The 26470-nt window shown below is 69.4% G+C and carries 26 protein-coding genes, 1 pseudogene and 1 riboswitch; of the genes and pseudogenes, 17 read left to right on the top strand and 10 right to left on the bottom strand.

The window, feature by feature from the left end; all coding sequences use genetic code 11:
- The first annotated feature begins 11 nt into the window (after nt 1–11).
- The 4 genes and pseudogenes from GJG85_RS08425 to GJG85_RS08440 all read left to right on the top strand — a co-directional run bounded on the left by GJG85_RS08425 (nt 12) and on the right by GJG85_RS08440 (nt 2158).
- Nucleotides 12–620 (top strand): VWA domain-containing protein, encoded by a 609-nt coding sequence (locus GJG85_RS08425; RefSeq protein WP_050012631.1) that lies wholly within the window; start codon nt 12–14, stop codon nt 618–620.
- A gap of 61 nt (nt 621–681) precedes the next feature.
- On the top strand, nt 682–1134 hold the full coding sequence (locus GJG85_RS08430; protein WP_089488434.1) for a YaiI/YqxD family protein: 453 nt from the start codon (nt 682–684) through the stop codon (nt 1132–1134).
- A gap of 96 nt (nt 1135–1230) precedes the next feature.
- Nucleotides 1231–1803: pseudogene (locus GJG85_RS08435) on the top strand (DUF1993 domain-containing protein).
- 28 nt (nt 1804–1831) lie between these two features.
- On the top strand, nt 1832–2158 hold the full coding sequence (locus tag GJG85_RS08440; RefSeq protein ID WP_050012634.1) for a low molecular weight protein tyrosine phosphatase family protein: 327 nt from the start codon (nt 1832–1834) through the stop codon (nt 2156–2158).
- A gap of 56 nt (nt 2159–2214) precedes the next feature.
- Here GJG85_RS08440 and GJG85_RS08445 read toward each other — a convergent pair whose 3' ends face one another.
- Entirely contained in the window at nt 2215–2619 is a 405-nt protein-coding gene (locus GJG85_RS08445; protein ID WP_204383231.1) for an NUDIX hydrolase, read from the bottom strand.
- Between the two features lie 157 nt (nt 2620–2776).
- Complete coding sequence (locus GJG85_RS08450; RefSeq protein WP_050012636.1) at nt 2777–3037, bottom strand: hypothetical protein; 261 nt, start codon at nt 3035–3037, stop codon at nt 2777–2779.
- A gap of 277 nt (nt 3038–3314) precedes the next feature.
- Between GJG85_RS08450 and GJG85_RS08455 the strand changes: the two genes are divergently transcribed.
- From GJG85_RS08455 to GJG85_RS08470, 4 genes are all read left to right on the top strand, one after another.
- Nucleotides 3315–4478 (top strand): CoA transferase, encoded by a 1164-nt coding sequence (locus tag GJG85_RS08455; protein ID WP_204383232.1) that lies wholly within the window; start codon nt 3315–3317, stop codon nt 4476–4478.
- Nucleotides 4479–4610: 132 nt separating this feature from the next.
- Nucleotides 4611–5912 carry a citrate:proton symporter gene (locus GJG85_RS08460; protein WP_124593113.1) on the top strand — a complete coding sequence of 434 codons (1302 nt, stop codon included), beginning with the start codon at nt 4611–4613 and terminating at the stop codon, nt 5910–5912.
- A gap of 37 nt (nt 5913–5949) precedes the next feature.
- On the top strand, nt 5950–7116 hold the full coding sequence (locus GJG85_RS08465; RefSeq protein ID WP_050012639.1) for an acyl-CoA dehydrogenase family protein: 1167 nt from the start codon (nt 5950–5952) through the stop codon (nt 7114–7116).
- A gap of 60 nt (nt 7117–7176) precedes the next feature.
- Entirely contained in the window at nt 7177–7920 is a 744-nt protein-coding gene (locus GJG85_RS08470) for an IclR family transcriptional regulator (protein ID WP_050012640.1), read from the top strand.
- A gap of 102 nt (nt 7921–8022) precedes the next feature.
- Here the strand turns inward: GJG85_RS08470 and GJG85_RS08475 are convergent, their stop codons facing one another.
- The 5 genes from GJG85_RS08475 to cobG form a co-directional block, all read right to left on the bottom strand.
- Complete coding sequence (locus tag GJG85_RS08475) at nt 8023–9378, bottom strand: chitinase (protein ID WP_050012641.1); 1356 nt, start codon at nt 9376–9378, stop codon at nt 8023–8025.
- A 347-nt stretch (nt 9379–9725) separates the two neighbouring features.
- Nucleotides 9726–11441 (bottom strand): precorrin-3B C(17)-methyltransferase, encoded by a 1716-nt coding sequence (gene cobJ / locus GJG85_RS08480; RefSeq protein ID WP_204383234.1) that lies wholly within the window; start codon nt 11439–11441, stop codon nt 9726–9728.
- The gene (locus tag GJG85_RS08485) at nt 11438–12172 is read right to left on the bottom strand and encodes a precorrin-2 C(20)-methyltransferase (RefSeq protein WP_050012643.1); all 735 of its coding nucleotides are present in this window, start codon (nt 12170–12172) and stop codon (nt 11438–11440) included. The genes cobJ and GJG85_RS08485 overlap by 4 nt, the downstream gene beginning before the upstream one ends.
- Complete coding sequence (locus GJG85_RS08490; RefSeq protein WP_089488437.1) at nt 12169–12795, bottom strand: precorrin-8X methylmutase; 627 nt, start codon at nt 12793–12795, stop codon at nt 12169–12171. Before GJG85_RS08490 ends, GJG85_RS08485 begins: the two co-directional genes overlap by 4 nt.
- A complete protein-coding gene (gene cobG, locus GJG85_RS08495) occupies nt 12788–14149 on the bottom strand; it encodes a precorrin-3B synthase (RefSeq protein WP_279612889.1) in 1362 nt (453 codons plus the stop codon). The genes GJG85_RS08490 and cobG overlap by 8 nt, the downstream gene beginning before the upstream one ends.
- A gap of 102 nt (nt 14150–14251) precedes the next feature.
- A riboswitch (cobalamin riboswitch) is annotated at nt 14252–14443 on the bottom strand.
- Nucleotides 14444–14645: 202 nt separating this feature from the next.
- Here cobG and cbiE point away from each other — a divergent pair.
- The 4 genes from cbiE to cobM are packed head-to-tail and all read left to right on the top strand — an operon-like array spanning nt 14646 to nt 18513.
- Nucleotides 14646–15926, top strand: coding sequence for a precorrin-6y C5,15-methyltransferase (decarboxylating) subunit CbiE (cbiE, locus tag GJG85_RS08500; protein ID WP_089488439.1), 1281 nt, complete (start codon nt 14646–14648; stop codon nt 15924–15926).
- The gene (locus tag GJG85_RS08505; RefSeq protein WP_124630384.1) at nt 15926–17014 is read left to right on the top strand and encodes a cobalt-precorrin-5B (C(1))-methyltransferase; all 1089 of its coding nucleotides are present in this window, start codon (nt 15926–15928) and stop codon (nt 17012–17014) included. The genes cbiE and GJG85_RS08505 overlap by 1 nt, the downstream gene beginning before the upstream one ends.
- On the top strand, nt 17011–17742 hold the full coding sequence (locus GJG85_RS08510) for a cobalt-precorrin-6A reductase (RefSeq protein WP_204383236.1): 732 nt from the start codon (nt 17011–17013) through the stop codon (nt 17740–17742). The genes GJG85_RS08505 and GJG85_RS08510 overlap by 4 nt, the downstream gene beginning before the upstream one ends.
- A 42-nt stretch (nt 17743–17784) precedes the next feature.
- Nucleotides 17785–18513, top strand: a complete 729-nt coding sequence (gene cobM / locus GJG85_RS08515; protein WP_089488441.1) for a precorrin-4 C(11)-methyltransferase — start codon at nt 17785–17787, stop codon at nt 18511–18513.
- A gap of 37 nt (nt 18514–18550) precedes the next feature.
- On the opposite strand, the gene GJG85_RS08520 is transcribed toward cobM, so the two are convergent.
- Nucleotides 18551–19729: an MFS transporter gene (locus GJG85_RS08520; RefSeq protein WP_089488442.1), complete on the bottom strand. Its 1179-nt coding sequence runs from the start codon at nt 19727–19729 to the stop codon at nt 18551–18553.
- A 130-nt stretch (nt 19730–19859) separates the two neighbouring features.
- Between GJG85_RS08520 and GJG85_RS08525 the strand changes: the two genes are divergently transcribed.
- Nucleotides 19860–20381 carry a MarR family transcriptional regulator gene (locus tag GJG85_RS08525; RefSeq protein ID WP_050012651.1) on the top strand — a complete coding sequence of 174 codons (522 nt, stop codon included), beginning with the start codon at nt 19860–19862 and terminating at the stop codon, nt 20379–20381.
- Nucleotides 20382–20557: 176 nt separating this feature from the next.
- Here the strand turns inward: GJG85_RS08525 and GJG85_RS08530 are convergent, their stop codons facing one another.
- Both GJG85_RS08530 and GJG85_RS08535 read right to left on the bottom strand, forming a co-directional pair.
- Nucleotides 20558–20911 carry a colicin immunity protein gene (locus GJG85_RS08530; RefSeq protein WP_080334192.1) on the bottom strand — a complete coding sequence of 118 codons (354 nt, stop codon included), beginning with the start codon at nt 20909–20911 and terminating at the stop codon, nt 20558–20560.
- A 241-nt stretch (nt 20912–21152) separates the two neighbouring features.
- On the bottom strand, nt 21153–21857 hold the full coding sequence (locus tag GJG85_RS08535; protein ID WP_050012694.1) for a glutathione S-transferase N-terminal domain-containing protein: 705 nt from the start codon (nt 21855–21857) through the stop codon (nt 21153–21155).
- 470 nt (nt 21858–22327) lie between these two features.
- On the opposite strand from GJG85_RS08535, the gene GJG85_RS08540 reads away from it, so the two are divergent.
- From GJG85_RS08540 to GJG85_RS08555, 4 genes are read left to right on the top strand one after another with little or no spacing between them, the layout of a single operon-like run.
- Nucleotides 22328–23494 carry an extracellular solute-binding protein gene (locus GJG85_RS08540; RefSeq protein WP_050012652.1) on the top strand — a complete coding sequence of 389 codons (1167 nt, stop codon included), beginning with the start codon at nt 22328–22330 and terminating at the stop codon, nt 23492–23494.
- Between the two features lie 50 nt (nt 23495–23544).
- The gene (locus tag GJG85_RS08545) at nt 23545–24624 is read left to right on the top strand and encodes an ABC transporter ATP-binding protein (RefSeq protein WP_089488650.1); all 1080 of its coding nucleotides are present in this window, start codon (nt 23545–23547) and stop codon (nt 24622–24624) included.
- 49 nt (nt 24625–24673) lie between these two features.
- A complete protein-coding gene (locus GJG85_RS08550) occupies nt 24674–25546 on the top strand; it encodes a sugar ABC transporter permease (protein WP_204383239.1) in 873 nt (290 codons plus the stop codon).
- Nucleotides 25546–26469 carry an ABC transporter permease gene (locus GJG85_RS08555; protein WP_089488443.1) on the top strand — a complete coding sequence of 308 codons (924 nt, stop codon included), beginning with the start codon at nt 25546–25548 and terminating at the stop codon, nt 26467–26469. Before GJG85_RS08550 ends, GJG85_RS08555 begins: the two co-directional genes overlap by 1 nt.
- Nucleotide 26470 lies beyond the last annotated feature (1 nt).

Below are 26470 nucleotides of genomic sequence, written 5' to 3' on the forward strand. Positions count from 1 at the left end.
CCGCCGCGCGCGTGCCGGGCACGGCGCGCGCCGGCACGGCCGTCGCGTGGCCGGCGACGCTCGCCGCGAAACGTGGCGGCCCGCTGCATCGCGATCATCTGCGCTACGGGAAACGCGCGGGCACGCCGCACGCGCTACATTGCTTCGTGCTCGACTGTTCGGCGTCGATGTTGTCGCATGAGCGGCTCGCGCTCGCGAAGGGGCTGATCGTCGCGTATTTCGATCAGGCTGCGCGCGCACGCGTCGAAACCGCGTTGATCTGCTTCGGCGGCAACGGCGCCGCGCGGCGCTTCGGCCCGGCCGTACCGCGCTGGTGGAACGCGCGCTGGCTCGAGCCGGTCGACGGCGGCGGCGGCACGCCGCTCGCGGACGGTATCGCGACCGCCGCGCAGTTGCTTGCCCGCGCCGCTCGCCGCGAGCCCGGCAAGCAGCGTTGGCTGTGGGTGCTGTCCGACGGCCGCACGCGCGAGATGCCGGCCAGACCCGCGGCGGCCGATCACGTCGTGTTCGTCGACTTCGACGATGCGGCCGTGCGAATCGGGCAGGGCGCGCGGCTCGCCGCGGCGTGGGGCGCGCGATGGATGACGGTCGACGCGCTTCGCACGGATCTCGCCGGCTGATGGCCGGTCGGCGGTGCGCTATGATCGGCGTTTGCGCTTCTGCCCACTGGACACTCCCGCCATGCAAGTACTGGTCGATGCCGACGCATGTCCCGCCGTCATCAAGGACATGCTGTTTCGCGCCGCGCGTCGCGCCGAAATCCACGTGACGCTGGTCGCGAACCAGTTTCTGCGTACGCCGCCGTCGCCGTTCATCAAGGCCGTGCAGGTGCCAGCCGGCTTCGACGTGGCCGACGCGCGCATCGTCGAGCTGGCGGAACCCGGCGACCTCGTGATCACCGCCGACATCCCGCTGGCCGCCGCCGTCCTCGACAAGGGCGCGCACGCGCTCGACCCGCGCGGCAACTGGTTCAGCCGCGAGAACATCGAGGAGCGCCTGTCGACGCGCGCGATGATGGACCAGTTGCGCAGCGCGGGCATCGACACCGGCGGGCCGGCGCCGTTCGGCGCGCGCGACGGCAAGACGTTCGCGTCGCAGTTCGACCGGTTCCTCGCGCGGCACGGCAAGCCGTAACGGCATGCGTTTGCGCCCGTCTGCGCCCGGCCGGGATGCAGGTTCGCGCCGACGCTGCTATCGTGTGGCGCGAACCCTCAGCACAGGAGCGCACGCGTGTCACCGACCCAACTTCTCGTTCCGACCTACGCCCAGATGCTGCGCGCCCAGTCAGCGTGGCTCGACAAGGCCGTCGCCCACCGGCAGGCCGCCGGTGACGAACCCGACGCGGCGATGACGCTGAGGCTCGCGCCCGACATGTGTCCGCTCGCCGCGCAGGTGCGCTTCTCGTGTTTCCAGGCGATGGAGCCGGTGCACCGGCTGCGCGGCGAACCGCTGCCGGCGGCATTGCTCGCGTTGCGCGAGGCGGGCTGGAATGCCGATGCGCAACCCGGCTCGCCGGCCGATGCGCAGGCGCTCATCTCCGGCACGCTCGCCTTTCTCGGCGAACTCGCACCGGATGCGCTCGATGGCGGCGCAGCGCTGCCGATCTCGCTCGAGATGCCGAACGGGATCGCGTTCGACATGACCGGCGAATAGTACGCGCGCGACTGGGCGCTGCCGCAGTTCTACTTTCACGCGATCGCCGCGTACGCGATCCTGCGCCATCACGGCGTCGAACTCGGCAAGGCCGATTACGTGCCGCACATGCTCGCCTACGTGCGGCCGGGCACGATTCCGCAGGGTTGAGCCGGCCTCCGGGCGGCCGCGAAGCGACATGGCACGTGCTCTGTTCCTCTGCAGCCGCAACCGGCTGCGCAGCCCGACGGCCGAAGCGGTGTTCGCCGCGTGGCCGGGCGTCGAAACCGACTCCGCGGGCCTCGCGCCCGACGCGGACGTGCGGCTGTCCGCCGAGCAGCTCGATTGGGCGGACATCGTGTTCGTGATGGAGCGCGCGCACAAAGCGCGACTGTCGGCGCAATTCGGTGCGCATCTGAAGCACCGGAAGATCGTCTGCCTCGATATCCCCGACCGCTACGCGTTCATGCAGCCCGAACTCGTCGCGCTGCTCGAACGCAAGGCTGGCCCATTCCTGCGCGCGTAATCGCCGCGAGCCGTGCCCAAGCCTGAGCCGGCATCGACCTTAGCGAAGCGGTTCGCTCACGAATGCAGAAAACAGTCGAGCCGCAGCAGCTCGATGATCTTGCGTGTCGGCACGCTCGCTCGCAGCGTGTCGAGCCGGTCGACCGCGAACCACTTGCAGTGGGCGATCTCGTTGCTCGCGCGCGGCATCAGGTGCACCGGCACGTCGGCCACGAACACGTGATGCAACTTCGTCAGCCCGCCGAACTGCACCGCGTAGTCGAGCGCGAGTCCCTCGAGCCGGGTTTCCTCCGCGAGTTCCCGCCGCGCGGCTTCGAGCGGCGTCTCGCCGCGCCGGATCGTGCCGCCCGGCAGCGACCAGCGCGCCGTGGTGCGCGCGACCAGCAGCACGCTGCTGCGCTGGCGGCACACGATCGTGGCGCGTTCCTTGATGACGGCGAGGGTATCCGGCCCGGTGCTCATGTTCTGGCAAGACAGGTGCTGAATCGTGGAGAGAAGTGCACGCCGGCTGCCGTCGTCCGACAGCAGGCGGCGACGGCATGCAAGCCGCCGCGCCGATGATACCGGCCGTTCGTGACAGTTCCGTGCACCGCGGTCGCACGGCGGAATGGACGAAAGCTCACGCGTGCGTGTAGATCCCGCTGCGCGTCGGCTTCGTGTGGCGCGAATGGCGGCGCTTGTGAACCGCACGCCGGTGATGGGGCGACGGCGCGGTCACGTGCCGACGTGCGGGCGCGGGCCGGGCCGCCGGCGCGGCGGCATGCGGCGCGGCGCCCGGCATCCCGGTTTGCCCTTCGCCGAAATGGAAAGTCTGGTTCTGCGCATGCGCGACGCCCAGCGTCGACGCCAGCACGAGGGCCGCCAGCCACAATCGTTTCATGGAGATTCCGTCTCGTGTCGTTCGGGATGAACGTGATCCGTCAGCTTAGCGAACGGCGGGGCGTCACCGCAACCGGCCTGCGTTCGGCGTCGTTCCCGCTTGCGCGCGACGACGCGATCCGCGCGGCAGCCGGGTCCCTCCGGGCTTGACAACATAATTCTCCAGTGTGAATATAAATTCACACACAAGAATTATTCGTCAAATCCGGAGAAGCCGCGCGCAAGCGCCCGGCCACCGGAACCGGCGGTCCGATCGACCGGAACCAGGAGCGAGACGCATGGCGGAACACGAGCAGCAGGGCGCGCTGGCGGGATTGCGCATCATCGATCTGTCGCGGGTGCTGGGCGGCCCGTACGCGACCCAGATCCTCGCCGACCACGGCGCGGAGGTGATCAAGGTCGAGCCGCCGTCCGGCGACGAGACGCGCACGTGGGGCCCGCCGTTCGACGGCGACACCGCGTCGTATTTCCTCGGCGTGAACCGCAACAAGCTCGGCATCGCGCTCGACCTGACGCAGCCGGCCGATCGCGAGCGGCTGCTCGGACTGCTCGAACGCGCGGACGCGCTGGTCGAGAACTTCAAGATCGGCACGATGGAGCGCTGGGGGCTCGGGTTCGACGCGCTGCATGCGCGGTTTCCGCGCCTCGTGTATTGCCGCGTGTCGGGTTTCGGCGCGGACGGCCCGCTCGGCGGGCTGCCGGGCTACGACGCGGCCGTGCAGGCGCTGGCCGGGCTGATGAGCGTCAACGGCGAAGCCGGCGGTGCCCCGCTGCGCGTCGGCGTGCCGATCGTCGATCTCGTCACGGGGCTGAACGCGGCGCTCGGCGTGCTGATGGCGCTGCGCGAGCGCGATGCGAGCGGGCGCGGCCAGTTCGTCGAATCGACGCTGTTCGACTGCGCGCTGTCGATCCTCCATCCGCATACGCCGAACTTCTTTCATTCGGGCAACGCGCCTGTGCGCACCGGCAACGCGCACCCGAACATCACGCCGTACGACAGCTTTCCGACGGCGGGCGCCGACATCTTCCTGGCGGTCGGCAACAACGGGCAGTTCGCCGCGCTGTGCGACGTGCTCGGCACGCGCGACTGGCTCGACGATCCGCGTTTCGCGGACAACCGCGCGCGCAGCCAGCACCGCGCCGCGCTGCGCACGCTGCTCGAAACGGCGCTGGCCGCGCACGACGGCGCGACGCTCGCCGAGCACCTGATGCGCCGCGGCGTGCCGTGCGCGCCCGTGCTCGGGCTCGACGCGGCGCTCGACCATCCGCATGTCGCGCACCGGCAGATGAAGGTCGAGCTGGGCCGGCACCGCGGCATCGCGTCGCCGATCAAGCTCGGCCGCACGCCGGCCACGTACCGGCGGCCGCCGCCCGCGCTGAACGAACATGCGGCGCAGGTGTTTGAGGACGACAACGGCAACGACGACCACGGCCGCACCTGACCGGCATCGCGGCGTCGGCCGTGCCGCACAGCGGCGCACGGCCGCGCGCCGCGCACACCCACATTCGGACATCACGTCGGCCCGCGCATCGACACGCCCGTCGATGCGCGCCGGCTGAAGAGGAGACGCATCATGCTCGCATGGATCGGCGCGGTCGCCATCGTCGCGCTGTTCGGCCTGATCATCACGAAGCGGCTGTCGCCGCTCGTCGCGCTGATCGTCGTGCCGGTGGCCGCGTCGCTCGCGGCCGGTTTCGGACTGCAGACCGGCAAGTTCGTCGTGCACGGCGTACAGAACATCGGCCCGATCGCCGGGATGTTCGTTTTTGCGATTCTATTTTTCGGAATCCTCACTGATGCGGGGATGCTGGACCCGATCATCGCGGGCGTGCTGCGCGTGATCGGCTGCCATCCGCCGCGCATCGTGATGGGCTCGGCGCTGCTCGCGCTGCTGATCCATCTCGACGGCTCGGGCGCGGTCACGTTTCTCGTCACGCTGCCCGCGATGATGCCGCTCTATACGCGGCTCGGGATGGATCGCCGTATCCTCGCGTGCGTCGCGTCGATGGCGGCCGGCGTCAACTTCCTGCCGTGGGTCGGCCCGATGCTGCGCGCGTCGGCCGCGCTGCACATTCCCGGTTCGGCGATCTTCACGCCGATGATCCCGGTGCAGATCGTCGGGCTCGTGTTCGTGTTCGGCACCGCGTACGTGCTCGGCGTGCGCGAGGCGAAACGGCTCGGGCTCGACCGCGCCGGCGCGGCCGCGCTCGCGATCGCGCCGCGCGAGCTGACCGACGCCGAACGCGCGTTGCGCCGCCCGGGACGCTTCGGGATCAACGTCGCGCTCACGCTCGTCGTGCTCGGCACGCTGGTGTCGGGCATCGTCGACCCGATGGTGATGTTCATGCTCGGCACGGTCGCCGCGCTGGTGATCAACTATCCGGACGTCCAGGCACAGCGCGAGCGGATCGACGCGCATGCGAAGGCCGCACTGATGATGGCGAGCGTGCTGCTCGCGGCCGGCGCGTTCACCGGCATCATGTCCGGCACAGGGATGCTGAAGGCGATGGCCGAGGTCGTCGTCGCGCACGTGCCCGTCGAGCATGCGCGCCACATGCCGTTCGTGCTCGGGCTGCTGTCGATGCCGCTCAGCCTGCTGTTCGATCCCGACTCGTTCTACTTCGGTGTGCTGCCGGTGCTCGCGGAGAGCGGCAAGCTGCTCGGCGTGCCGCCGATCCAGATGGCGCAGGCCGCATTGCTCGGCCAGATGACGACGGGCTTTCCGGTGAGCCCGCTCACGCCCGCGACGTTCCTGATCGTCGGCCTGACCGGCGTCGAGCTCGCCGAGCACCAGAAATTCACGATTCCGTTCCTGTTCGCCGCCACCGTGCTGATGGTCTTCGCCGCGGTCGCGACGGGCCTGTTTCCATTGTGAGCGGCGCGGCCGTTCACGCTTTCCGGGAGAGCAGTCCATGCAGTTCGACCTGACCGACGACCAGCGCGCGATCGAAAGCGCGATCGAGAAAATCTGCGAACGCTTCGGCGACGACTACTGGCTCGAACGCGATCGCGCCGGCGGGTTTCCCGCCGATTTCCACGCGGCGCTCGCCGACGCCGGCTGGCTCGGCATCGCGATGGACCCGGCCTACGGCGGCGCCGGGCTCGGGATGACAGAGGCGGCGCTGATGATGCGCACGATCAGCGCGTCGGGCGCGGGGCTGTCCGGCGCGTCGGCCGTCCACATGAACATCTTCGGGCTGAACCCGGTGCAGGTGTTCGGCAACGACGCGCAGAAGGCGCGCTTCCTGCCGCCGCTGATCGCCGGCCACGACAAGGCGTGTTTTGCAGTAACGGAACCCGATGCGGGGCTCGACACCACGCACCTGAGCACGCAGGCGCGCCGCGACGGCGATCACTACGTGCTGAGCGGACGCAAGATCTGGATCTCGACTGCGCAGGTCGCGAACAAGATGCTGATCATCGCGCGCACGACGCCGCTCGACCAGGTCGCGAAGCCGACCGACGGGCTGAGCCTGTTCTATACCGACCTCGACCGTTCGCATGTCGAAGTGCGCGAGATCGAGAAGATGGGCCGCAAGGCGGTCGATTCGAACATGCTGTTCATCGACAACCTGCGCGTGTCGCGCGACGACCTGATCGGCCACGAAGGCGACGGCTTCCGCTATCTGCTGCACGGGCTGAACCCCGAACGGATCCTGATCGCGGCCGAGGCGATCGGCCTCGGGCAGGCCGCGCTGCGCCGCGCGACGCAGTATGCGTGCGAGCGCGTCGTGTTCGGCCGGCCGATCGGGCAGAACCAGTCGATCCAGCATCCGCTCGCGCAGGCGTGGATGCAGCTCGAGGCCGCGTGGCTGATGGTGATGAAGGCCGCGACGCGCTACGACGCGGGCCAGTCGTGCGGCGCGGAGGCGAATGCGGCCAAATACCTCGGCGCGGAAGCCGCGTTCCACGCGTGCCAGACGGCGATCGCGACGCACGGCGGGATGGGGTACGCGAAGGAATATCACGTCGAGCGCTATCTGCGCGAGTGTATGATTCCGAGGCTCGCGCCCGTGAGTCCGCAACTGATCCTGTGCTACATCGCGGAGAAGGTGCTCGGGCTGCCGAAGTCATACTGACCGTAGCGACCCGGCGGCCCGCCCGGCGCGCGGTTTCCCGTTCCGAATCAAGCGCTCGTCATGGACGTCAAACTCGTTGCCCGCACGCTCGACCTGTTCGAGCTGTTCGCCGCCGAACGGCGGCCGCTGCCGCTCACCGAACTCGCGCGCCTGCTCAATGTGCCGGCGTCGAGTTGCCTCGCGATGGCGCGCACGCTCGTGAGCCGCGGCTATCTGTACGAAGTGCGCAAGCGCGGCGGCTACTATCCGACGCGACGCCTGCAGACGGTCGCCGCCGCGATCGACGCGACCGATCCGGTCGTCGACATCGTGCATCCGCACCTCGTCGCGCTGCGCGACGCGAGCCGCGAAACGGCGGTGCTCGGCAAGATCCAGGGTGCGTCGGTCACGTATCTCGACGTCGTCGAATCGGAACAGGCGATCCGCTATACGCGTCAGCCGGGCGAGCTGCGGCCGCTGCATGCGAACTCGATCGGCAAGGCGATTTTCGCGGAACTCGCGAGCGATGCGCAGCAGGCGCTCGGCGCGCAACTGCCGTTCGAACGCTTTACCGACGCGACGGTGGCCGACCTCCCGGCGCTCGTCGCGCAGACCGCGCGGTTTCGCGAACTCGGCTGGGCCGAGAATTTCGGCGAGAGCGCGCCGGAGCTATCGGCGATCGCGGTCGCGCTGACGCTCGACGGCGACTGGTACGGGCTGTCGGTCGTCGGGCCGACCGAGCGGATCCGCCAGCATCGCGACACGCATGCGGCGCTGCTCGTCGACGCGAAGGCGCGGCTGCAGGCCGAGCACGCGCGCGGGTAGGGCAGCGGCGCGCGACGGCGCGGGCAACGGGCCGTCGCCGGCGTGCGGTCCCGCCACGCCGGAAGCGGCCCGCCGCACGTCACGCGCGGGTGTGTCGCACCGTCACGACTTCACCCACACGCCGCCCGCGCTCGGGTTGTCGCCCTGCGTCCACCATTTCGCGCAATACTTCGCGCCCTGATACGTCACGCACGTGCCGCCCTGATACGCGGTCGTCGCCGACCACGCGGGCGTGCCGCCGCTTATCGGCTTCCACACGGCCGCCTGGCCCGGCACGTCGCCCTGCGTCCACCACTGCGCCTGATACGTGGTGCCCTGGTAGGTGACCGTCGCGCCGGCCGTATAGACCTGGCCGGCCGCCCACGGTGCGCCCGGCTGCGGCGTGCCGCCGTCCGAGCCGCCGCCGTAGTTCGGATCCTGCGTGACGCCCGCGCCCCACTTGCCGTCGAGCTTCTTGAAGATCGTCGCGAATGCGTACGGCTGCTGCGCGACGCCGGAGCAGGTCGGCGACGCATACGTGCCGCCCGACGGGCACGCCTGATCGCGGCCGACCGACCAGTTGCCGAAGAAACCGTAGCCGTTCGCGACGGCCGCGTTCAGCACGGTCTGCGCATTCGCGAGCGTGAAGGTTTCGCCCTGCACGTCGTTGACGCCGATCATCGGCGTGACGCCGACCATCTGCCACAGCTGCGCGTTGGTCTTCGGCTGGCCGGCCGACTTGAACGCGGTGTCGAGCTGCGAATAGAGCGCCTGCGCGGCGCTGATCGCGGCGGCGCCCATGTCGATGTTCGCGGGGCCGTAATCCATCGCCATCACGTTGACCGCGTCGAACGTGGTCTTGTTCGCGATGGCCGCGTTGACGACGTTCACGCCGTCCTGCGTGAGCCCGGTCGGCATCGTCGGCAGCGTCAGCGTCACGTGCAGCGGCTTGCCCTTCGCCGCATAGTCGGCTTGCAACTGCGCGACCGCCTGGAAGTTGCGCGTGACCGCCGCCGTGTCCTGCTGCGACGCGCCCTCGATGTCGAAGTCGATATGCGTGAGGCCGTACGTGTCGATCACCGTCTGGTACGCGGTCTTCAGCGCGGGAACCGTCGAGCACGCCTGCATCAGCGGCGTGCCGTTCGCGCCGCCGAACGACACGGCGACTTCGCCGCCTTTCGCGCGGTAGCTCGCGATCGACGTGGACAGCGCGGTCAGCAGCCCGCCGCTCGCGCCGTTGCCGATCGGCTGCACGCCGCCCCACGACGGCACGCAGCCGTTGCCCGCGACCACGAATGCGAGCGTGAACTGCTGGATGCCCTGGCGCACGCCGATCTGATCGACCAACGGCGTTGGATAAAGCGTCACGTCGACATACGGCGCATAGACGCCGGCACCGTGCGACACGCTCGCCATCGCGAGCAGACAACCCGCGGCAAACCCACGCGGAATGAAACGCGGCAACACATTGTTGTTCATTCTGTGTTCTCCAAGTGGAAGAGGGATACGCTGGCCTGCGTATCGTCGCCGGGGGGCAACGCACGTGTCCCGCCGGCGGCGTGCCTATCTTGGAGGATTCGCGTCGAATAGGAAACTTAGGTGTTCTTCTTTTTGTTATTCGATTTCCGATACGTAACGAACTTGCCGATTCGGTCGAATATCGAAACGCGCGGAGGGCACTTTTTCCGATCGATCGCGCGCCGCCGCGCGGATGGACCGGTTCCAGCGAACCGGCATGCCGATCAACGGCTCGCTCGCATGCGCATTCACATTCGTGCGAACCCCGCCGGGATGCGGTATGCGCAACCCGGCGGGCGCAGCGGCGTTCAACGATACCAGCGCGGCGTATAGACCCATTCGCGTGCGTTGCCGATCGCGAAACGCCGCGTCGTCGACGAGCCGACGATCACCATCGTGCGCATGTCGACCTGGTCGCTGCGCAGCGCGCCGAGGGTCGTGGTCGAAAGCGTCGCGCCCGGCCGGCCGATGTCGCGGCCGAGCACGACCACCGTGTCGGCCGCGCGATGCACGCGCACGATATCGAGCGCACGGTCGAGCTGCCACGGCCGCGCACGCGAGATCGGGTTGTAGAACGCCATCACGAGATCGGCTTGCGCCGCATGCCGCAGGCGCGTCTCGATCACCTCCCACGGCTTCAGGTTGTCCGACAGCGAGATCGCGCAGAAATCGTGGCCGAGCGGTGCGCCGGCCTGCGCGGCCGTCGCGAGCGACGCCGAGATGCCGGGCTCCACGCGCAGGTCGACCGCGGCCCATTGCGGGTCTCGGGCTTCATCGAGCGCTTCGAGCACGGCCGCGGCCATCGCGAATACGCCGGGGTCGCCCGACGACACGACCGCGACGCGCCGGCCCTCGGCCGCCAGTTCGAACGCATGGCGCGCACGCTGCATTTCCTCGCGATTGTCGGTGCCGTGCACGCGCTGGTCGGCCCGAAACGGGCCGGCCATGTTCACGTAGGTGGTATAGCCGAGGATGTCGGTCGCGTCCGCGAGCGCCGCGCGTGCGGCCGGCGTGAGCCAGGCGGCGCCGCCCGGGCCGAGGCCGAGCACCGTCAGGCGGCCGCGTGCGCGGCCGAGCGTGGCCGGATCGACCGGGTGCGATGCGATCGCGCACGCGAGGCCGTTCGATTCTTCACGTAGCGTGTGGGCGACGCGTAATGCGCGGCCGAGCAGCGTGGTGGCGTCGGCGGGCGCGTCGCGGTCACTATCGCTATCGACGAAACGCAGCGGCACGTCGAGCGTGTTCGCCGCTTCTTCCAGCGCGGGTTCGCCGATCGCCGATGCGGGCGCGACGAGGGCCGCGAGCGCCAGCCGCGCGAGGCCCTGTGCGTCGAGCAGGGCTTCGATGCGCGCAGCAAGCGCTTCGCCGGCATGCGCGGCATTCGCGGCGACGCCGACCACCACGCTGCGCGGATGAATCACGAGTTCGTCGCGCGCGCCGCGCCACGCATCGGGCGTCACGCGAATCGCGTGCGCGGCTGCGGCATCGCGCGGCAGCGCGACGTCGTCGAGCCACGGCGCGGCGCCGTCGATGCGCATCGACGCGCCCGCGAGCAGGTCGGACACGAAGCGCTTGCCCTGCGCGAGATCGGCGAGCGCATAGCCTTCCGGCGGATTGAGCACGCACGCGCCGAAGCGCAGTTCGCCGCTCGTCGTGATCGCCGGCGCGACGCCGACGCATTCGGCGATTTCGCGCGCGATCACGTTGACGCCGGTCAGCCCCCCGAGCAGCGGCACGACGGCCGAGCCGTCCTCCGCGACCGCGAGCACCGGCGGCTCGACGCCCTTGTCGGCGAGCGCGGGCGCGAGGCAGCGGATCACGATGCCGGCCGCGCACAGCGCGACGATCGGCAAGCCGCGCGCATAGAGTTCGCGCAGGTGAGGGCCGAGTTCGTCGAACGGCACGTCGGCGTCGACGCGCGACGCGAGACCGTGCACGAGGGCATCTGGATAACGCGCCTGGATACGTCGCGCGGTATCGAGCGCGCCCGCGCCGAGGATCACGATCGCGGGCGGCGTCGTCATCCTTGCCATTTTTCCCCCGGCACGACGAGCAGCGAGAAATACGGCGACGCCATCGGATCGACTTCGTCGAGCGGCACGATGCGCTGGTTCGCCATCGTCGCGCGCTCGACGTAGAGCGCGCGCTTCGCGAGCCCGAGTTCGTCGAGCACGCGCCGCACCTTGTCGAAATTGCGGCCGAGCTTCATCACGACGGCCGCGTCGGCCCGCGCGAGCCGCTCGCGCAGTTCGTGCTCGGGCAGCACGCCCGACAGCACCGACAGGCTCTGGTTGCGATAGACGAGCGGCTGGCCGAGCACGGCCGTGCCGCCGAGCATCGCGCACACGCCCGGGATCACCTCGGTGTCGTAGCGCGGCGCGAGACGGTCGTGCAGGTACATGTACGAGCCGTAGAAGAACGGGTCGCCTTCGCAGATCACCGCGACGTCGCGGCCTGCATCGAGGTGCGCGGCGACGATCTCGGCCGCGGTGTCGTAGAAATCTGCGATCACCGTCTCGTAGCACAGCGGCGGCGGCAGCGCCTCGGTCGTCACCGGATAGACGAGGGGCAGTTGCGTCTGTCCGTCGAGCAGGTGCGCTTCGACGATGCCGTACGCGTTGCCTTTCTTGCCCTTCGCGACGAAATACGCGACCACGGGCGCCGCCTGCAGCACGCGTAGCGCCTTGATCGTCATCAGTTCCGGATCGCCGGGGCCGACCCCGACCCCGAACAGCCGTCCGCGCGCGCGCGTCATTCGACCTCCGTCGCGAGCGCATTCACCGCGGCGGCGGCCATCGCGCTGCCGCCGCGCCGGCCGAGCAGCGTGACGTACGGCACGCCGCGGCTGTCGGCGTCGAGCGCCGCCTTCGATTCGGCCGCGCCGATGAAGCCGACCGGGAAACCGACGATCAGCGCGGGGCGCGGCGCGCCGGCGTCGATCATGTCGAGCAGGTGGAACAGCGCGGTCGGCGCATTGCCGATCACGACGACGCTGCCCGCGAGATGCGGACGCCACAGTTCGAGCGCGGCGGCCGAGCGCGTGTTGCCGAGGCGTTGCGCGAGATCGGGCACCTGCGGCTCGCCGAGCGTGCAGATCACGCGGTTGGCCGCGGGCAGCCGCGCGCGCGTGATGCCTTCGGCGACCATCCTCGCGTCGCACAGGATCGGTGCGCCGGTCGCGAGCGCGGTGCGGCCGGCCGTGCCGGCGCCGGCGGAAAAACGCAGGTCGTACACGACGTCGACCATCCCGCTCGCATGGATTACGCGTACCGCGAGTTTCTCGATATCGGGCGGCACCTGCGACAGGTCGGCCTCGGCGCGGATCGTCGCGAACGACTGACGGTAGATTTCCTGCCCGTCGCGAATGTAGTCAAGCATCGGTGGTGTCCTGGCTGTGCCGCGCGTCCATGAGGCGGACCGCGGCCTGGTCAATCGTCAGACGGCGCGCGAGCAGGGCGCCGAGGCCCGCGGCCGCGTCGCGCCGATAAAGGTCGTAGCGTTCGGGCGCCACCGCGACGAGCGTATGCACGGCAGCGTGCGGCAGCGCGCAGTGGCGTTCGCAACCGGTCAGATGCACGTCGAGCGGATGGCCGATGCGCGCGGCGAGTGCAAGCGCGTCGCGTTTCGTGTCGGCGTGCGCTTTCGCGCAGCCCGCGCTGCCGGTGCAGGCGACGAGCGTCGCCAGCGGGTCGGACGCCGCGCACACGAGGCCGAGCGACGCGAGTGCTTCGCGCGTCGCAGCCGCGTGTTGGTTCGATACGCCGTGCATGAACACGCCTTGCCACGGCGTCATCGACAGCGTGCCGTCGCCGTCGGCTTCGGCCAGCGCGGCGAGCCGCTCCAGTTGCGCCGCGTCAAGCCGCCCGAGCGCGAATTGCGCGCCGATGCTGCAGCGTGCCGCGTCGCGCGACGGGTATGCGCCGAAACGCAACGCGGCGTCCGCGGGCGTGCGCCGCCAGCCGGCGAGCGTCGGATCGGCCGCGAGCGGGAACGGCAGATAGTGTTGCGCGCGCTCGAGCAGCATGCGTTCGCCGCACATCGACAGCAACGCGCGCATCCGCGTGACGTCGGCCGGCGCGAGATCGAGGAACGCGAGCAGCAGTGCGCGGACCAGTGCGACGCCCTGATCGATCGACACGTCGACCGACGCGGGCCGGTCGTCGTGCGCAACCGGAGGGCAGCCGGCCAGCCCCGCCGCGAGACGTACCGCGCCGTCGCCGCGACGCCACGCGGCGAGCCAGACGTCGTGCGGATGATCGAGCGCCGCGACCGCTTCGCCGCCGTCGAGCTGGATCGAGAATTTCGGCGACAGTTCGCCGCGGCGCGGCTCGCTCGCGAGCATGTCGAGCAGCGGCATGGCGAGCGCACGGCTATCGACGAGCGCGGCCGGGTCGTGCCCGGCGAGCGGGCTCAGCATCACGTTGCGAACGTCGTCGCTCGCCGCGAGCGCGGCCGCATCGATGGCGGTGTTGCCGGCGCTTGTGCGCGGGCCGAGCCCTGCTTCGAGCAGCGCGCGCGCGAGCGCATCGGACGCACCGTCGCGAATGCCGCGCAACTGGAGATTCGCGCGATTGGTCGCATCGATCTCGCCGGAGCCGTGCAGGCGCGCGGCGGCGGCGATCGCACGCGCCTGGCGCGTGTCGAGCCGGCCGCCCGGCAGCTTGATCCGGCACAGCCCGCCGTCGGCGGCCGCGACCACGCGCACGAGCCCCGGGCAAGCCGACGGGCGCACGATGGGCGACGCAGGAATCGAATCGGGGGCGGAATTCAACGGGATACCGGAACAGTGTGGCGCCACGGCCAACGCATCGGTACACCCCGCCCGACGCCGACTGGCACGCACTTTCTGGCCGGCAGGTCTCCTGGCTGACAGGTCGGCGCCGCCTCCCGGCCTTCCCGGTGAAACCAGTGGCATGAGGGGGAGATCGGCTCGCTGTCTACAGTTGCGGGGGCAGCCACAGCGGCGCGCGGTGCGCCCTGTGTTCCCTCTTCGGCCCCGAAGGGCACCGGCGAACGAACGGCCGTAGGATACCCGATTTCGGCCGCGATTCGCGACCTGCCGGCCGTTCGAGGCCGGCGAAGCGGGCAACGGTCGGGAGCGGGCGAGCCGGCAGATGAAACGCCGGGTGGAACACGGTACCATGCCGTTTTTTGCAACGCGGACGGCGGCACCGGCGCTTTCACGGCCGCGCGGCGACACGATGGAATCGAACGATGGGGAAGGGGGCATGACGGCGTGGCTGACGGTAGTGGGCATCGGCGACGACGGTTACGCGGGGCTCGGACGCCACGCGCGGCGCGCGCTGCTCGACGCGACGCACGTGGTCGGCGCGAAACGGCATCTCGACATGCTGCCCGCGCGGCTGCGCGCCGCGCGCGAAGCATGGCCATCGCCGTTCGACCTGTCGGGGCTGCTCGCGCGCCGCGGCGCGCCCGTGTGCGTGCTCGCAAGCGGCGACCCGATGCTGTTCGGCGTCGGCGCGACGCTCGCCCGCGCGCTTTCCCCCGACGAATGGCGCGTGCTGCCCGCGCCGTCGTCGCTGTCGCTCGCGGCCGCGCGGCTCGGCTGGGCGCTGCAGGACGTCGGCGCGGTCTCGCTCGTCGGGCGTCCGCTCGCGACGCTGGGCCGCCACCTGCTGCCGGGCCGGCGGCTGTTCGTGCTGAGCGCCGACGGCCGTACGCCGGCCGCGGTCGCGGCCGAACTCGTCGCCCGCGGCTTCGGGCCGACGCGCATCAGCGTGTTCGAACATCTGGGCGGCCCGCTCGAACGGCGGATCGACGGCCTCGCGCACGACTGGAACATCGACGAAACCGCCGCACTCAATCTCGTCGCGCTCGACTGCCGGGCGGGCCCCGACGCGCCGCGCCGCGCGCTCACGCCCGGCCTGCCCGACGACGCGTACCGCCACGACGGCCAGCTCACCAAGCGCGACCTGCGCGCGATGACGCTCGGGCGCCTCGCGCCCGCGGCCGGCGAACTGCTGTGGGACGTCGGCGCCGGCAGCGGCTCGATCGGCATCGAATGGATGCGCGCGCATCCATCCTGCCAGGCGATCGCGATCGAAGCGCATGCGGAGCGGCAGCGCTTCATCGAACACAACCGCGATACGCTCGGCGTGCCGGGCCTGCAACTCGTCGCGGGCCGTGCGCCCGATGCGCTCGCGGGGCTCGCCGCGCCCGACGCGATCTTCATCGGCGGCGGCGCGACGGCGCCCGGCGTGCTCGACGCGTGCTGGGCGTCGCTGAAACCCGGCGGACGGCTGGTCGCGAACGCGGTCACGCTGCAAGGCGAGATGGCGCTCGCCGCGTGGCGCGATGCGCACGGCGGCACGCTCACGCGCGTGTCGCTCGCGCACGCCGAACCGCTCGGCCGCTTCGACACGTGGCGGCAGCCGCTGCCGGTCACGCTGTACGACGGGCGCAAGCCCGACGCGACAGACGCGACAGACGCGGCCGACGCGGCAGGTTCGTCGAATAGGGCGAACCCGTCGAACCCAGCGGACGCGTGATGCGCGACGAAACCCCCGAACAGCCCGCGCCGCTGCGCTTCGGCTACACGACCGGCAGCTGCGCGACCGCGACGTCGCTCGCGGCCGCGCGGCTGCTGCTCGCGGGTCACGCGGACGACGCGGTCGAGATCGTGCTGCCGAAGGGACAGCGCGTGATGATGCGGCTCGAATTCTGCCGCGTCACGGCCGACGGCGCCGAAGCCGGCACGATCAAGGATGCCGGCGACGATCCGGACGTCACGCACGGCGCGCTGATCTTCGCGCGCGTCGCGCTCGCGGGGGCGCCCGGCGTGCGTTTTCATGCGGGGCCGGGCGTCGGCACGGTCACGCGTGCGGGGCTCACGCTGCCGGTCGGCGAACCGGCGATCAACCCGGTGCCGCGCCAGATGATGACCACGCACCTCGAAGCGCTCGCCGCTGAACACGGCTACACGGGCGGTTTCGACGTGACGATCGGCGTCGAAGGCGGCGAGGCGCTCGCGCTGAAGACGATGAACCCGCGCCTGGGCATCGTCGGCGGGCTGTCGATCCTCGGCACGACCGGCATCGTGCGGCCATTTTCGTGCTCGGCCTATATCGCGTCGATTCATCAGGGCATCGACGTCGCGCGAGCGAATGGCATCGCGCACATCGCCGCCTGCACGGGCAACGCGAGCGAGGATGCGATGCGCGCGCACTACCATCTGCCCGACATGGCGCTGATCGAGATGGGCGATTTCGCGGGCGCGGTGCTCAAGCACCTGCGGCGCGCGCCGGTCGCGCGCCTGTCGATGTGCGGCGGCTTCGGCAAGCTCAGCAAGCTCGCGGCCGGCCATCTCGACCTGCACAGCCGCCATTCGAGCATCGATCTGCCGCTGCTCGCGCAGTGGGCGGCGCAAGCCGGCGCGAGCGATGCGCTGCAGGCCGCGATGCGCGCCGCGAACACGAGCCAGGAAGCGTTGAAGCTCGCGCAGGCCGACGGCGTGCCGCTCGGCGATCTGGTCTGCGCGCACGCGCTGCGGGTCGCGCGCGACATCGTGCCGCCGTCGGTCGCGGTCGAAATGTTCGCGATCGATCGACAGGGCCGCTTCGTCGGGGAGGCGCGATGAGCCCGCGCATCCTGCTGCTCGGGGGCACCGGCGATGCGCTGAAAATCGCGCGCGCGCTCGGCCCGCATCATGTCTATAGTCTCGCCGGCCTTGGCAAGACGCCCGACGATTTGCGCTGCGACGTGCGCGTCGGCGGTTTCGGCGGCGCAGCCGGGCTGACCGCGTATCTTCGCGACGCCGGCATCGGCCTCGTGATCGACGCGACCCATCCGTATGCCGCGCAAATCAGCGCGAACGCCGCGGCGGCGACGCGCGACGCGGGCGTGCCGCTATGGGCGCTGCGCCGCGCGCCGTGGACGCCGCAACCGGGCGACGACTGGCGGATGGTCGACGACTGGGCCGGCATCGAGGCCGCGCTCGCGCCGTTCAGGCGTCCGCTGTTCACGCTCGGCCGCGAGCCGCTCGCGCATCTCGACGCGATCCCGCCGCACCAGTTCTGGCTCGTGCGCTGCCTCGATGCGCACCCCGGCAACGCCCGCGCGCAGGTCATCGCCGCGCGCGGGCCGTTCACGCCCGACGGCGAGCGCGCGCTATTCGCGCTGGCCGGCATCGACGTCGTCGTCAGCAAGAACAGTGGCGGCGCGGCCACCGAGGCCAAGCTCGACGTCGCGCGCGAACGCAGGCTGCCGGTCGTGATGCTGCGTCGGCCGCCGCTGCCCGATGCCGACCGCGGGTTCGACTCGGTCACGGCGCTCATCGACGCACTCGATCCGGCCGCGCGCGCCTGACGCGACGCAGCGGTCACCCCACGAATTGACGGAGAATTTTCGATGACGGTGTACTTCATCGGCGCGGGCCCTGGCGACCCGGAGCTGATCACGGTGAAGGGCCAGCGCCTCGTGCGCATGTGCCCGGTGATCCTGTATGCGGGTTCGCTCGTGCCGGCCGCCGTGCTCGACGGTCATTGCGCGGAGCAGGTCGTCAACACGGCCGAGCTCGACCTCGATGCGATCGTCGCGCTGCTCGCCGCCGCGCACGCGAAAGGGCAGGACGTCGCGCGCGTGCATTCCGGCGACCCGTCGCTGTACGGCGCGATCGGCGAACAGATCCGCCGCCTGAAAGCGCTCGGGATTCCGTACGAAATCGTGCCGGGCGTGACGGCCACGGCTGCGTGCGCGGCGACGCTCGGTGTCGAGCTGACGCTGCCCGGCGTGGCGCAGACGGTGATCCTCACGCGCTTCGCGGGCAAGACGACGATGCCGGAAGGCGAAGCGCTCGGCGCGCTCGCCGCGCATCGCGCGACGCTCGCGATCCATCTCGGCGTGCGCCATCTCGCGCGTATCGTCGACGAAGTGCTGCCGCATTACGGCGCCGATTGCCCGGTGGCGGTGATCTATCGCGCTAGCTGGCCCGACGAGGAACGCGTGACGGGCACGCTGGCCGACATCGTCGACAAGGTGCAGGGCACGCAGATCGAGCGCACCGCGCTGATCCTGATCGGGCGCGTGCTCGACGCCGAAGGGTTCGCGGATTCGACGCTGTACGCGAGCGGGGGCTGAACGCACTCGCGCCCGCGCCGCTGGCCCGCGGCGTCGCTCAGGCCCGCGCCATGCGTCGCACCCGCTTCGGCGCAAACCCCGCCGCCAGCGCGAACAGCGCGACACAGAGGCACGCCATCGCGATCCACGCGGGCGTCAGGTCCGCAAGATGCTGGCGCACCAGGCCGGCCGCGAACGGAAACAAGCCTGCGACCAGGTAGCCGACGCCCTGCACGAACCCCGTCAGCGACGCGGCATCGGCCGGCGTCGCCGCATGGTCAACCGTGACGATCAACGACAGCGGAAACAGCGCGCCGATCCCCGCGCCGAGCAGCAGCGCGGCCGGCAACGCGAGCGCGTCGGGCGCGGCCAGCATCACCAGCAAGCCGACGAACAGCGACGCGATCGCCGCATGCAGCGCGGGCCGGCGATCGGGCAGGCGGTCGATCGTCGCGGAAATGGTCAGCCCCGCGACGACTTCCGCGAGCGTCACGCCGCCGAGCAAGCTGCCGGCCACGGTCGGCGACCAGCCAAGCCGCATGTAGTACGGCGGCAGCCACGCGAGCACGAGCGTGTAAGCGCCCGTCGCGATGCCGAAGAACAGCGCGAGCCGCCATGCGCGCGGCGAACGCGTCGGCCGTGCATTCGATACCGACGCCGGCCCGCCGGCCAGCGCGTCGCCACCGCGGCTGGCCAGCGGCCACGCCAGTGCGGCGAGCGCCGCAGGCAGCGCCCAGCCCGCGAGCGCGGCGAGCCAGCCCCAGCGCGCCGCGGCGAATGGCGCGACGACGCTCGCGAGCACCGCGCCGCCCATGATCGACGTCGAATAGACGCCCATCGCGCCGCCGATGCGCGTCGCGAAATGCGCCTTCACGAAGCCGGGCAACAACGCCTGCACCATCGCGATCCCGACGCCCGCGCAGCACGCGCTCGCGAGCAGCAGCCATGCGTGCTGCGCACCGACGCGCGACGCGCAGGCCAGCCCGATCAACGCGACGCCGAGCCACACGCCGCCCACGATCCCGGTGATGCGCTGTAGCCGCCGCGCGCTCAGCGCGCCGAGCCCCATCAGCAGGATCGGGATCGTCGTCAGCAGGCTGGCCGCGCCGTCGCCAATACCCGTCGCGCGCTGGATCATGTCGAGCAACGGGCCGACCGCGGCGAGCGCCGGCCGCAGGTTCAGCCCGACGAGCACGATCGCGGCGAGCCGCCATCCGGGGGAAGTGAAGCGATTCATTGCAAGGCCCTCGATATCGGTGCGCGGCTGTCAGCGAGACGCCGCGCGTTTTTCCGGCAAAGTATCTCGACATCAAGATATATGGCGAGTTATCTTGACGTCAAGATAACTGGTGAGCCGAGGAGGGTTAATGGATCGAGCCGAGCATGCGCTCGCGCAATGGCGCGCCGAGCGTCCGGATATCGACGCAACGTCGATGGTGGTGATGGGGCGGCTGCAGGAAGCCGCGCTCGTGATCGCGCGGGACCGTCTCAATCCGCTGTTCGCGCGCTACGGCATGCAGCCGGGCGAATTCGACGTGCTCGCGACGCTGCGGCGCAGTGGCGCGCCGTTCGCGCTGACGCCGACCGCGCTGTACGACGCGCTGATGATGTCGTCGGGCGGGATGACCGCGCGCATCGACCGGCTGCAGAAGGCGGGGTGGGTCGAGCGTCGGCCGAACCCGGCCGACGGGCGCGGCACGCTCGTCGCGCTGACGGATGCGGGGCGGGCGCTGATCGATGAGGCGGTTGGTGCGCATATCGATAATCAGCGCGAGGTGCTGGCTGTGTTGTCGGCGGCGGAGCAGGCGCAGTTGTCGGAACTGCTGGGGAAGTTGCTGGCGGGGCTGGAAGGTGGGGCGCCGGAAGGGGGGGAAGGGACGTCGCGTTGAAGAATGCGTGATGGAACGTACGCGGCGGGCAAAAAATTTCTTCGTGAATTTTCGTGGGCGTCGCTTGCCGACCCGAAGCGGACCTGGACGTCTTGGCAAAACGGACGTTTACCGTGGAATGAGCGGGACCGTGACCTGGGTGTAAATCTGCGTGGCCGAAATGCATCATGGGGGCGTCAAAAGCCCTGTGGTTGTCTGGATTTCCAACCTGTCATCGGCGGGGCCGTCATCAAGAAAACATCGTGCGGCGGGCTCTCCGATCTAATGAACTCGGCTGCCCTTTGATTATTTCGTTCCGCAGCGCTCAGATCAATAGGAGGATCAGCACCATCCCAAATGCAATCGACCCTCGCTTCGAATCCAGGAAAATGCCATATGCCGCCTTCGATTCGAGCGACAACCAAGCCGTGTTGGGCCGCCCGCTCACAAACTGCAATTGCCGCGTCGGTAGAAAGCTTCATCACGATGCTTCCATCGAGGGAAAAAAAGTCATCCGACGAATCGTAGACGCGAGAACGATCGATGTTCATAGGGTGGTTTCAATACAATCCGACTGTGAGAAGTTCATTTTCGATTGTTCTTCACGATTGCGGACGACGCCAATGGCCGCTTTGCGCAACGGTTGTCGACTAGTCCGCTCCTGGCCGAAGACCGACAGTCTTCCCAGCGTTCCCCGAAAATTCGCGATGACCCAAAAAAACCCTCCGCACAATGCGGCGGGCGTCGCAGGTCGCAGGGCGCGGGCCGCACGTGGTGCGCCCGCGTAACCGATCAACCCCGCGCCGGAATATTAAGCCCCCGCGCGACAGCCGGACGAGCAACAAACGCATCAAGCACCCGCTTGACGTTCCGGAATTCGCTGAACCCGACCAGATCGCCCGCCTCATAGAAACCGACCAGGTTGCGCACCCACGGGAAGATCGCGATATCGGCGATCGTGTACGTATCGCCCATCACCCACTGGCGGTTCGCGAGATGGGCGTCGAGCACGCCGAGCAGGCGCTTCGACTCGTCGACGTAGCGCTGACGCGGTCGCTTGTCCTCGTAATCGCGCCCGGCGAACTTGTGGAAGAAGCCGACCTGGCCGAACATCGGCCCGATGCCGCCCATCTGGAACATCACCCACTGGATCGTCTCGTAGCGGCCCGCGAGATCCTTCGGGATCAGCTGGCCCGTCTTGTCCGCGAGATAGATCAGGATCGCGCCCGATTCGAACAGCGGCAGCGGCTGGCCGTCCGGGCCGTTCGGATCGATGATCGCCGGGATCTTGTTGTTCGGGTTCAGCGACAGGAATTCGGGCGACAACTGGTCGTTCGTGTCGAAGCGCACGAGGTGCGGCTCGTACGGCAGGCCGGTTTCCTCGAGCATGATCGACACCTTGACGCCGTTCGGCGTCGGCAGCGAGTAGAGCTGGAGACGGTCGGGATGCTGGGCCGGCCACTTTTGCGTGATCGGGAAGGCGGACAGATCGGGCATGAAGGTTCGCTCGTCGAAGTGAATGATCCGCGCTCCGCCCGTGCCGTCGCGCTCGCGCACGGTTCACGGCTCGGCGGCGGGGCGGAGCGCGCCGAAAGCGCCCACTGTAGCCGATCCGGGAAATCGATGCAGGGGTCGGTCGGCCGCCGGTTGTTCGACACGGTAGCCGTGGCCGGCGTCGTTCACAGTGCCGCAAGACACGGCGAGCAACGCGTGTCCGTCGGCCGCCGGACCGCATACGGCTCGATGCCCGTCGCCTCCCCCCGAGATACGACGTCCTAACACACCGTGCCAGGCGACGGCACAACCGCCCACAAAATCAACCACCGCGCAATTCGTCAACAAACGGAAGGTTTTTGTCAGGGAAAGTCCCGCCCCGCATTCCGTGGTTTTTTGTTGACCGACATCGTATAACGCCGTCATGATTTCCTGACAAGAAAGGTCCCATCCACCGACCGAAGTGAGGAGACATGAACACCACCCCGATCGCTCGCCGTGTCCGCCGGATCGCACTCGCCCTGGGCTTCACGCTGTCGGCCGGCGCGGCCGTTGCGGCCCCCGTATCGCTGAACATCGTCGACGTCGCAGGCAACCTGCAGCTCACGCAGAAGGCCATCGAGGCGTTCAAGGAGAAGAACCCGACCCTCGTCGCGAACGTCACGTTCACAAACGCACCCGCGCCGCAGTTGCCGGGCAAGATCAAGGCGATGCAGGCGGCGGGGCGCTCCGACATCGACCTCGTGCTGACGGGCACCGACGCGCTGGCCGCCGGCATCGAACAGAACCTGTGGCAGAAGCTCCTGCCCGACAACGCAGCCGCGCTCCCCGGCGTGCTCGACAAGTACGCGCCCGGCCCGCGCAAGATGCAGGATCTGGCGCAGGGCTTCGGCCTCGAAGTCACCTACATGCCGGCCGGCCCGTTGCTCGAATACAACCCGGCGAAGGTCTCCGACCCGCCGAAGACGCCCGACCAGTTGCTCGCATGGTGCAAGGCGCACCCGAACAAGCTGATCTATGCGCGCCCGGCGAACTCGGGCCCCGGCCGTACGTTCCTGATGGGGCTGCCGTACGTGCTCGGCGACAAGAATCCGCAGGACCCGATCAACGGTTGGGACAAGACCTGGGCATTCCTGAAACAGTTGAACGACTGCGTGCCGTATTACCCGGGCGGCACGTCGGCGGTGATGAAGGAGCTCGGCGAGGGCACGCGCGACATGACCGTGACCGTCACCGGCTGGGATCTCAACCCGCGCGCGCTCGGCATCGTACCGGCCGAATTCAAAGTCCAGGCGTTCGACAACATGACGTGGGTCAACGACGCGCACTACATGGTGATCCCGAAGGGCGTGCCGAAGGAAAAGCTCGACGTGCTGTTCAAGCTGATGAATTTCCTGCTCGAGCCGGCGCAGCAGGCGACGACCTACGACGACGGCTACTTCTATCCGGGCCCGGCGGTGAAGGGCGTGACGCTCGAGATGGCGCCCGCGCACAGCCAGGAAGTGATCAGGAAATTCGGCCGTCCCGAATACGCGAAGCTGCTCGCCGATCGTCCGCACGTGCAGCCGCTCAGCGCGCAGGCGATGGTCGCCGCGTTCCAGAAGTGGGATCGCGAGATCGGTTCGCAGAAATCGAAATAACGCATGAACCCGCGGGCGCTCGGGCGCCCGCGTCGATGGAGTTCGCGTACATGAAGCACAGTTTCGAACGGTTGCGGCTCGACGGCGTGTGCCGCAGTTTCACCAATGCACAAGGCGCGCAGGTTGCCGCGCTGAACGGCCTCGACCTCGAGATCCGGCGCGGCGAATTCATCGCGCTGCTCGGCCCGTCCGGCTGCGGCAAATCGACCGCGCTGAACTGCATCGCCGGGCTGCAGCCGCTCACGCGCGGCGGCATCTGGCTCGACGACACGCGCATCGACGTGCTGCCGCCCGAGCGTCGCGGCTTCGGGATGGTGTTCCAGAACTACGCGTTGTTTCCGCACATGTCGGTGCTCGACAACGTCGGCTTCGGCCTCAAGATGCGCGGCGTGGCGAAGCAGGAAACGCGGCGGCGCGCGCAGCAGGCGCTCGAGCTCGTGCAGCTCGTCGGTCACGAAGGCAAGCTGCCCGGGCAACTGTCGGGCGGCCAGCAGCAGCGCGTCGCGATCGCGCGGGCGATCGTGATCGAGCCGCCGCTCGTGCTGATGGACGAGCCGTTGTCGAACCTCGACACCAAACTGCGCATCGAGATGCGCGCCGAGATCCGCCGCATCCACACGCAGCTCGAACGCGCGACGATCTACGTGACGCACGACCAGGACGAGGCGCTGTCGATGGCCGACCGCATCGTCGTGATGAAGGAGGGCGTCGTGCAGCAGGTCGCGTCGCCGAAGGACGTCTACACGCGTCCGCACAACCTGCACGTCGCGCGCTTCATGGGCTATCGCAACGTGCTGCCGTTCACGCTCGAAGGGATGGCCGGCGACTGCGTTCGGGTGACAGCCGGTGGCGTGCGCCTCCTCGGCGTGCCGATGGCCGGCTTCGACGCGAAGGACGTCGTGATCGCGCTGCGCCCCGACGACATCGAACGCGCGCAAGCGGGTGCCGACAATGCGTTCGACGCGACCGTCGAGACGGTCGAATACGGCGGCCGCGACTCGCTGATCCGCGCGATCACGCCGTTCGGCCCAATCTGGGCGCGCGTGGCCGGCGAGTTCGCGCAAGGCGAGGCGCTGCGGCTGCGCGTGGCGCCGGCGCGCGCGCTCGTCTATGCGGGAGACGTGCAATGAACGGGCTGCGCCAATCGGCATGCGCGGGGGTACCTCGCCCGGAGGCCGCATGAGCACGCTCGCGACCGGCGGCACGCCGCGCGATGCGAAGGCGTGGCTCGTCACGCCGGCGCTCGCGTTCATCGCCGCGCTGTTCATCTATCCGTTCGCGTACGGCCTCGTGCTGTCGTTCCAGCCGACGAACGGCGGCGGCGCGCTCGCGAACTACGTGCAGTTCTTCACCGACACCGCGATGTGGCCGACCGTGCTCGTCACGCTGAAGCTCGCGGTGCCGGCGACGCTGCTCAACGTCGGCATCGCGGTGCCCGTCGCGTTCGCGCTACGCCGCAGTTCGCGGTACCAGAAGTTCGTCACGACGCTGCTCGTGATTCCCGTCACGCTCGGCACGGTGCTCGTCGCCGACGGGATGCTCACGTATTTCGGGCCGAACGGCTGGTTTCCGCAGGCGCTGCAGGGGCTGCACCTGTACACCGACGAAGTGCGCCTCACGCATAACTACTGGGGCGTGCTGCTGTCGCTGATCGTGTCGGGCTTTCCGTTCGCGTTCCTGCTGATGCTGTCGTACATCAGCGGCATCGACCCGACGCTCGCGCGCGCGGCCGCGACGCTCGGCGCGAACCCGTGGCAGCAGTTTCGCCAGATCTACCTGCCGCTGCTCGTGCCGGGGCTCACGATGGCCGCGTGCCTGTCGTTCGTGCAGGCGTTCTCGGTGTTCCCGTCGGCCGTGCTGCTCGGCGCGCCGGCCGGCCCGACGCGCGTGATCTCGATCGCGGCGGCCGAAGCCGCGTTCGAGAGCTACGACTATTCGCTCGCGTCGGCGATCGCGATCGTGATGGGCTTCGTGCAGCTGCTGGTGGTCGCGTCGATGCTCGGCGCGCGCCGCTTCTTCTATACGGGTGCGGTCACGGGAGGCAAGGGCTGATGGCGACCGACAATCATGCCGCTCGCACGTGGCCGCCGAAGCACGACGCGCCCGATGCGCGACCCGTCGACGCAAGGGAACCGCACCGGATGAAAAGCAATCTCGCCGGCCGCGCATGGAAGGCGCTCGTCTGGGGGCTGATGGCGTTCTTCCTGCTGAACGTGATGCTGCTGATCGCGACCGTCGCGGTGAACTCGGTCGCGACGCGCTGGTTCGGCACGCCGCTGCCGCAGGGCTTCACGCTGCACTGGTATGCGAAGGCGTGGGAGGATTTCCAGCTTGCGAGCGTGCTGTGGGTGACCGTCGAGGTCGTCGGCGCGGTCGTGCTGCTGTCGATCGCGCTCGGCGTGCCGGCCGCGTATGCGCTCGCGCGCGTGCAGTTTCGCGGCAAGCGCTTCGCGCTGCTGGTGTTCCTGCTGCCGCTGATGGTGCCGCCCGTCACCTACGGGATTCCGATGGCGACCGTGATGTACAAGATCGGGCTGGCGGGCACGCTGCCGGGCGTGATCCTGGCGAACCTCGTGCCGGCGCTGCCGTTCGTGATCCTCGTGATGACGCCGTTCATCGAGCAGATCGATCCGAACCTCGAAGCCGCCGCGCGCATCTTCGGCGCGAACACGTCGCGCTATTTCCGCTACGTGCTGCTGCCGCTGCTCGTGCCCGGCATGCTCGCGGCCGGGTTGCTCGTGCTGGTGCGCACGATCGGGATGTTCGAACTGACGTTCTTCACCGCGGGGCCGAGCACGCAGACGCTCGTCGTCGCGCTGTATTACGCGGTGTTCTCGACCGGCGTGCGCGCGCCGCAGTCGATCGACGCGATGGCGATGATCTACATGGCCATCACGCTCGTGTGGGTCGTGATCGCGTTGCAGTTCGTCAGTCCGACCCAGCTCGTGAGCCGCGTGAAGCAGGAGCGGCAGTAGG

Source organism: Burkholderia sp. MS389 (assembly GCF_016899425.1).
In the GTDB taxonomy this organism is placed as follows: Bacteria; Pseudomonadota; Gammaproteobacteria; order Burkholderiales; family Burkholderiaceae; genus Burkholderia; species Burkholderia sola.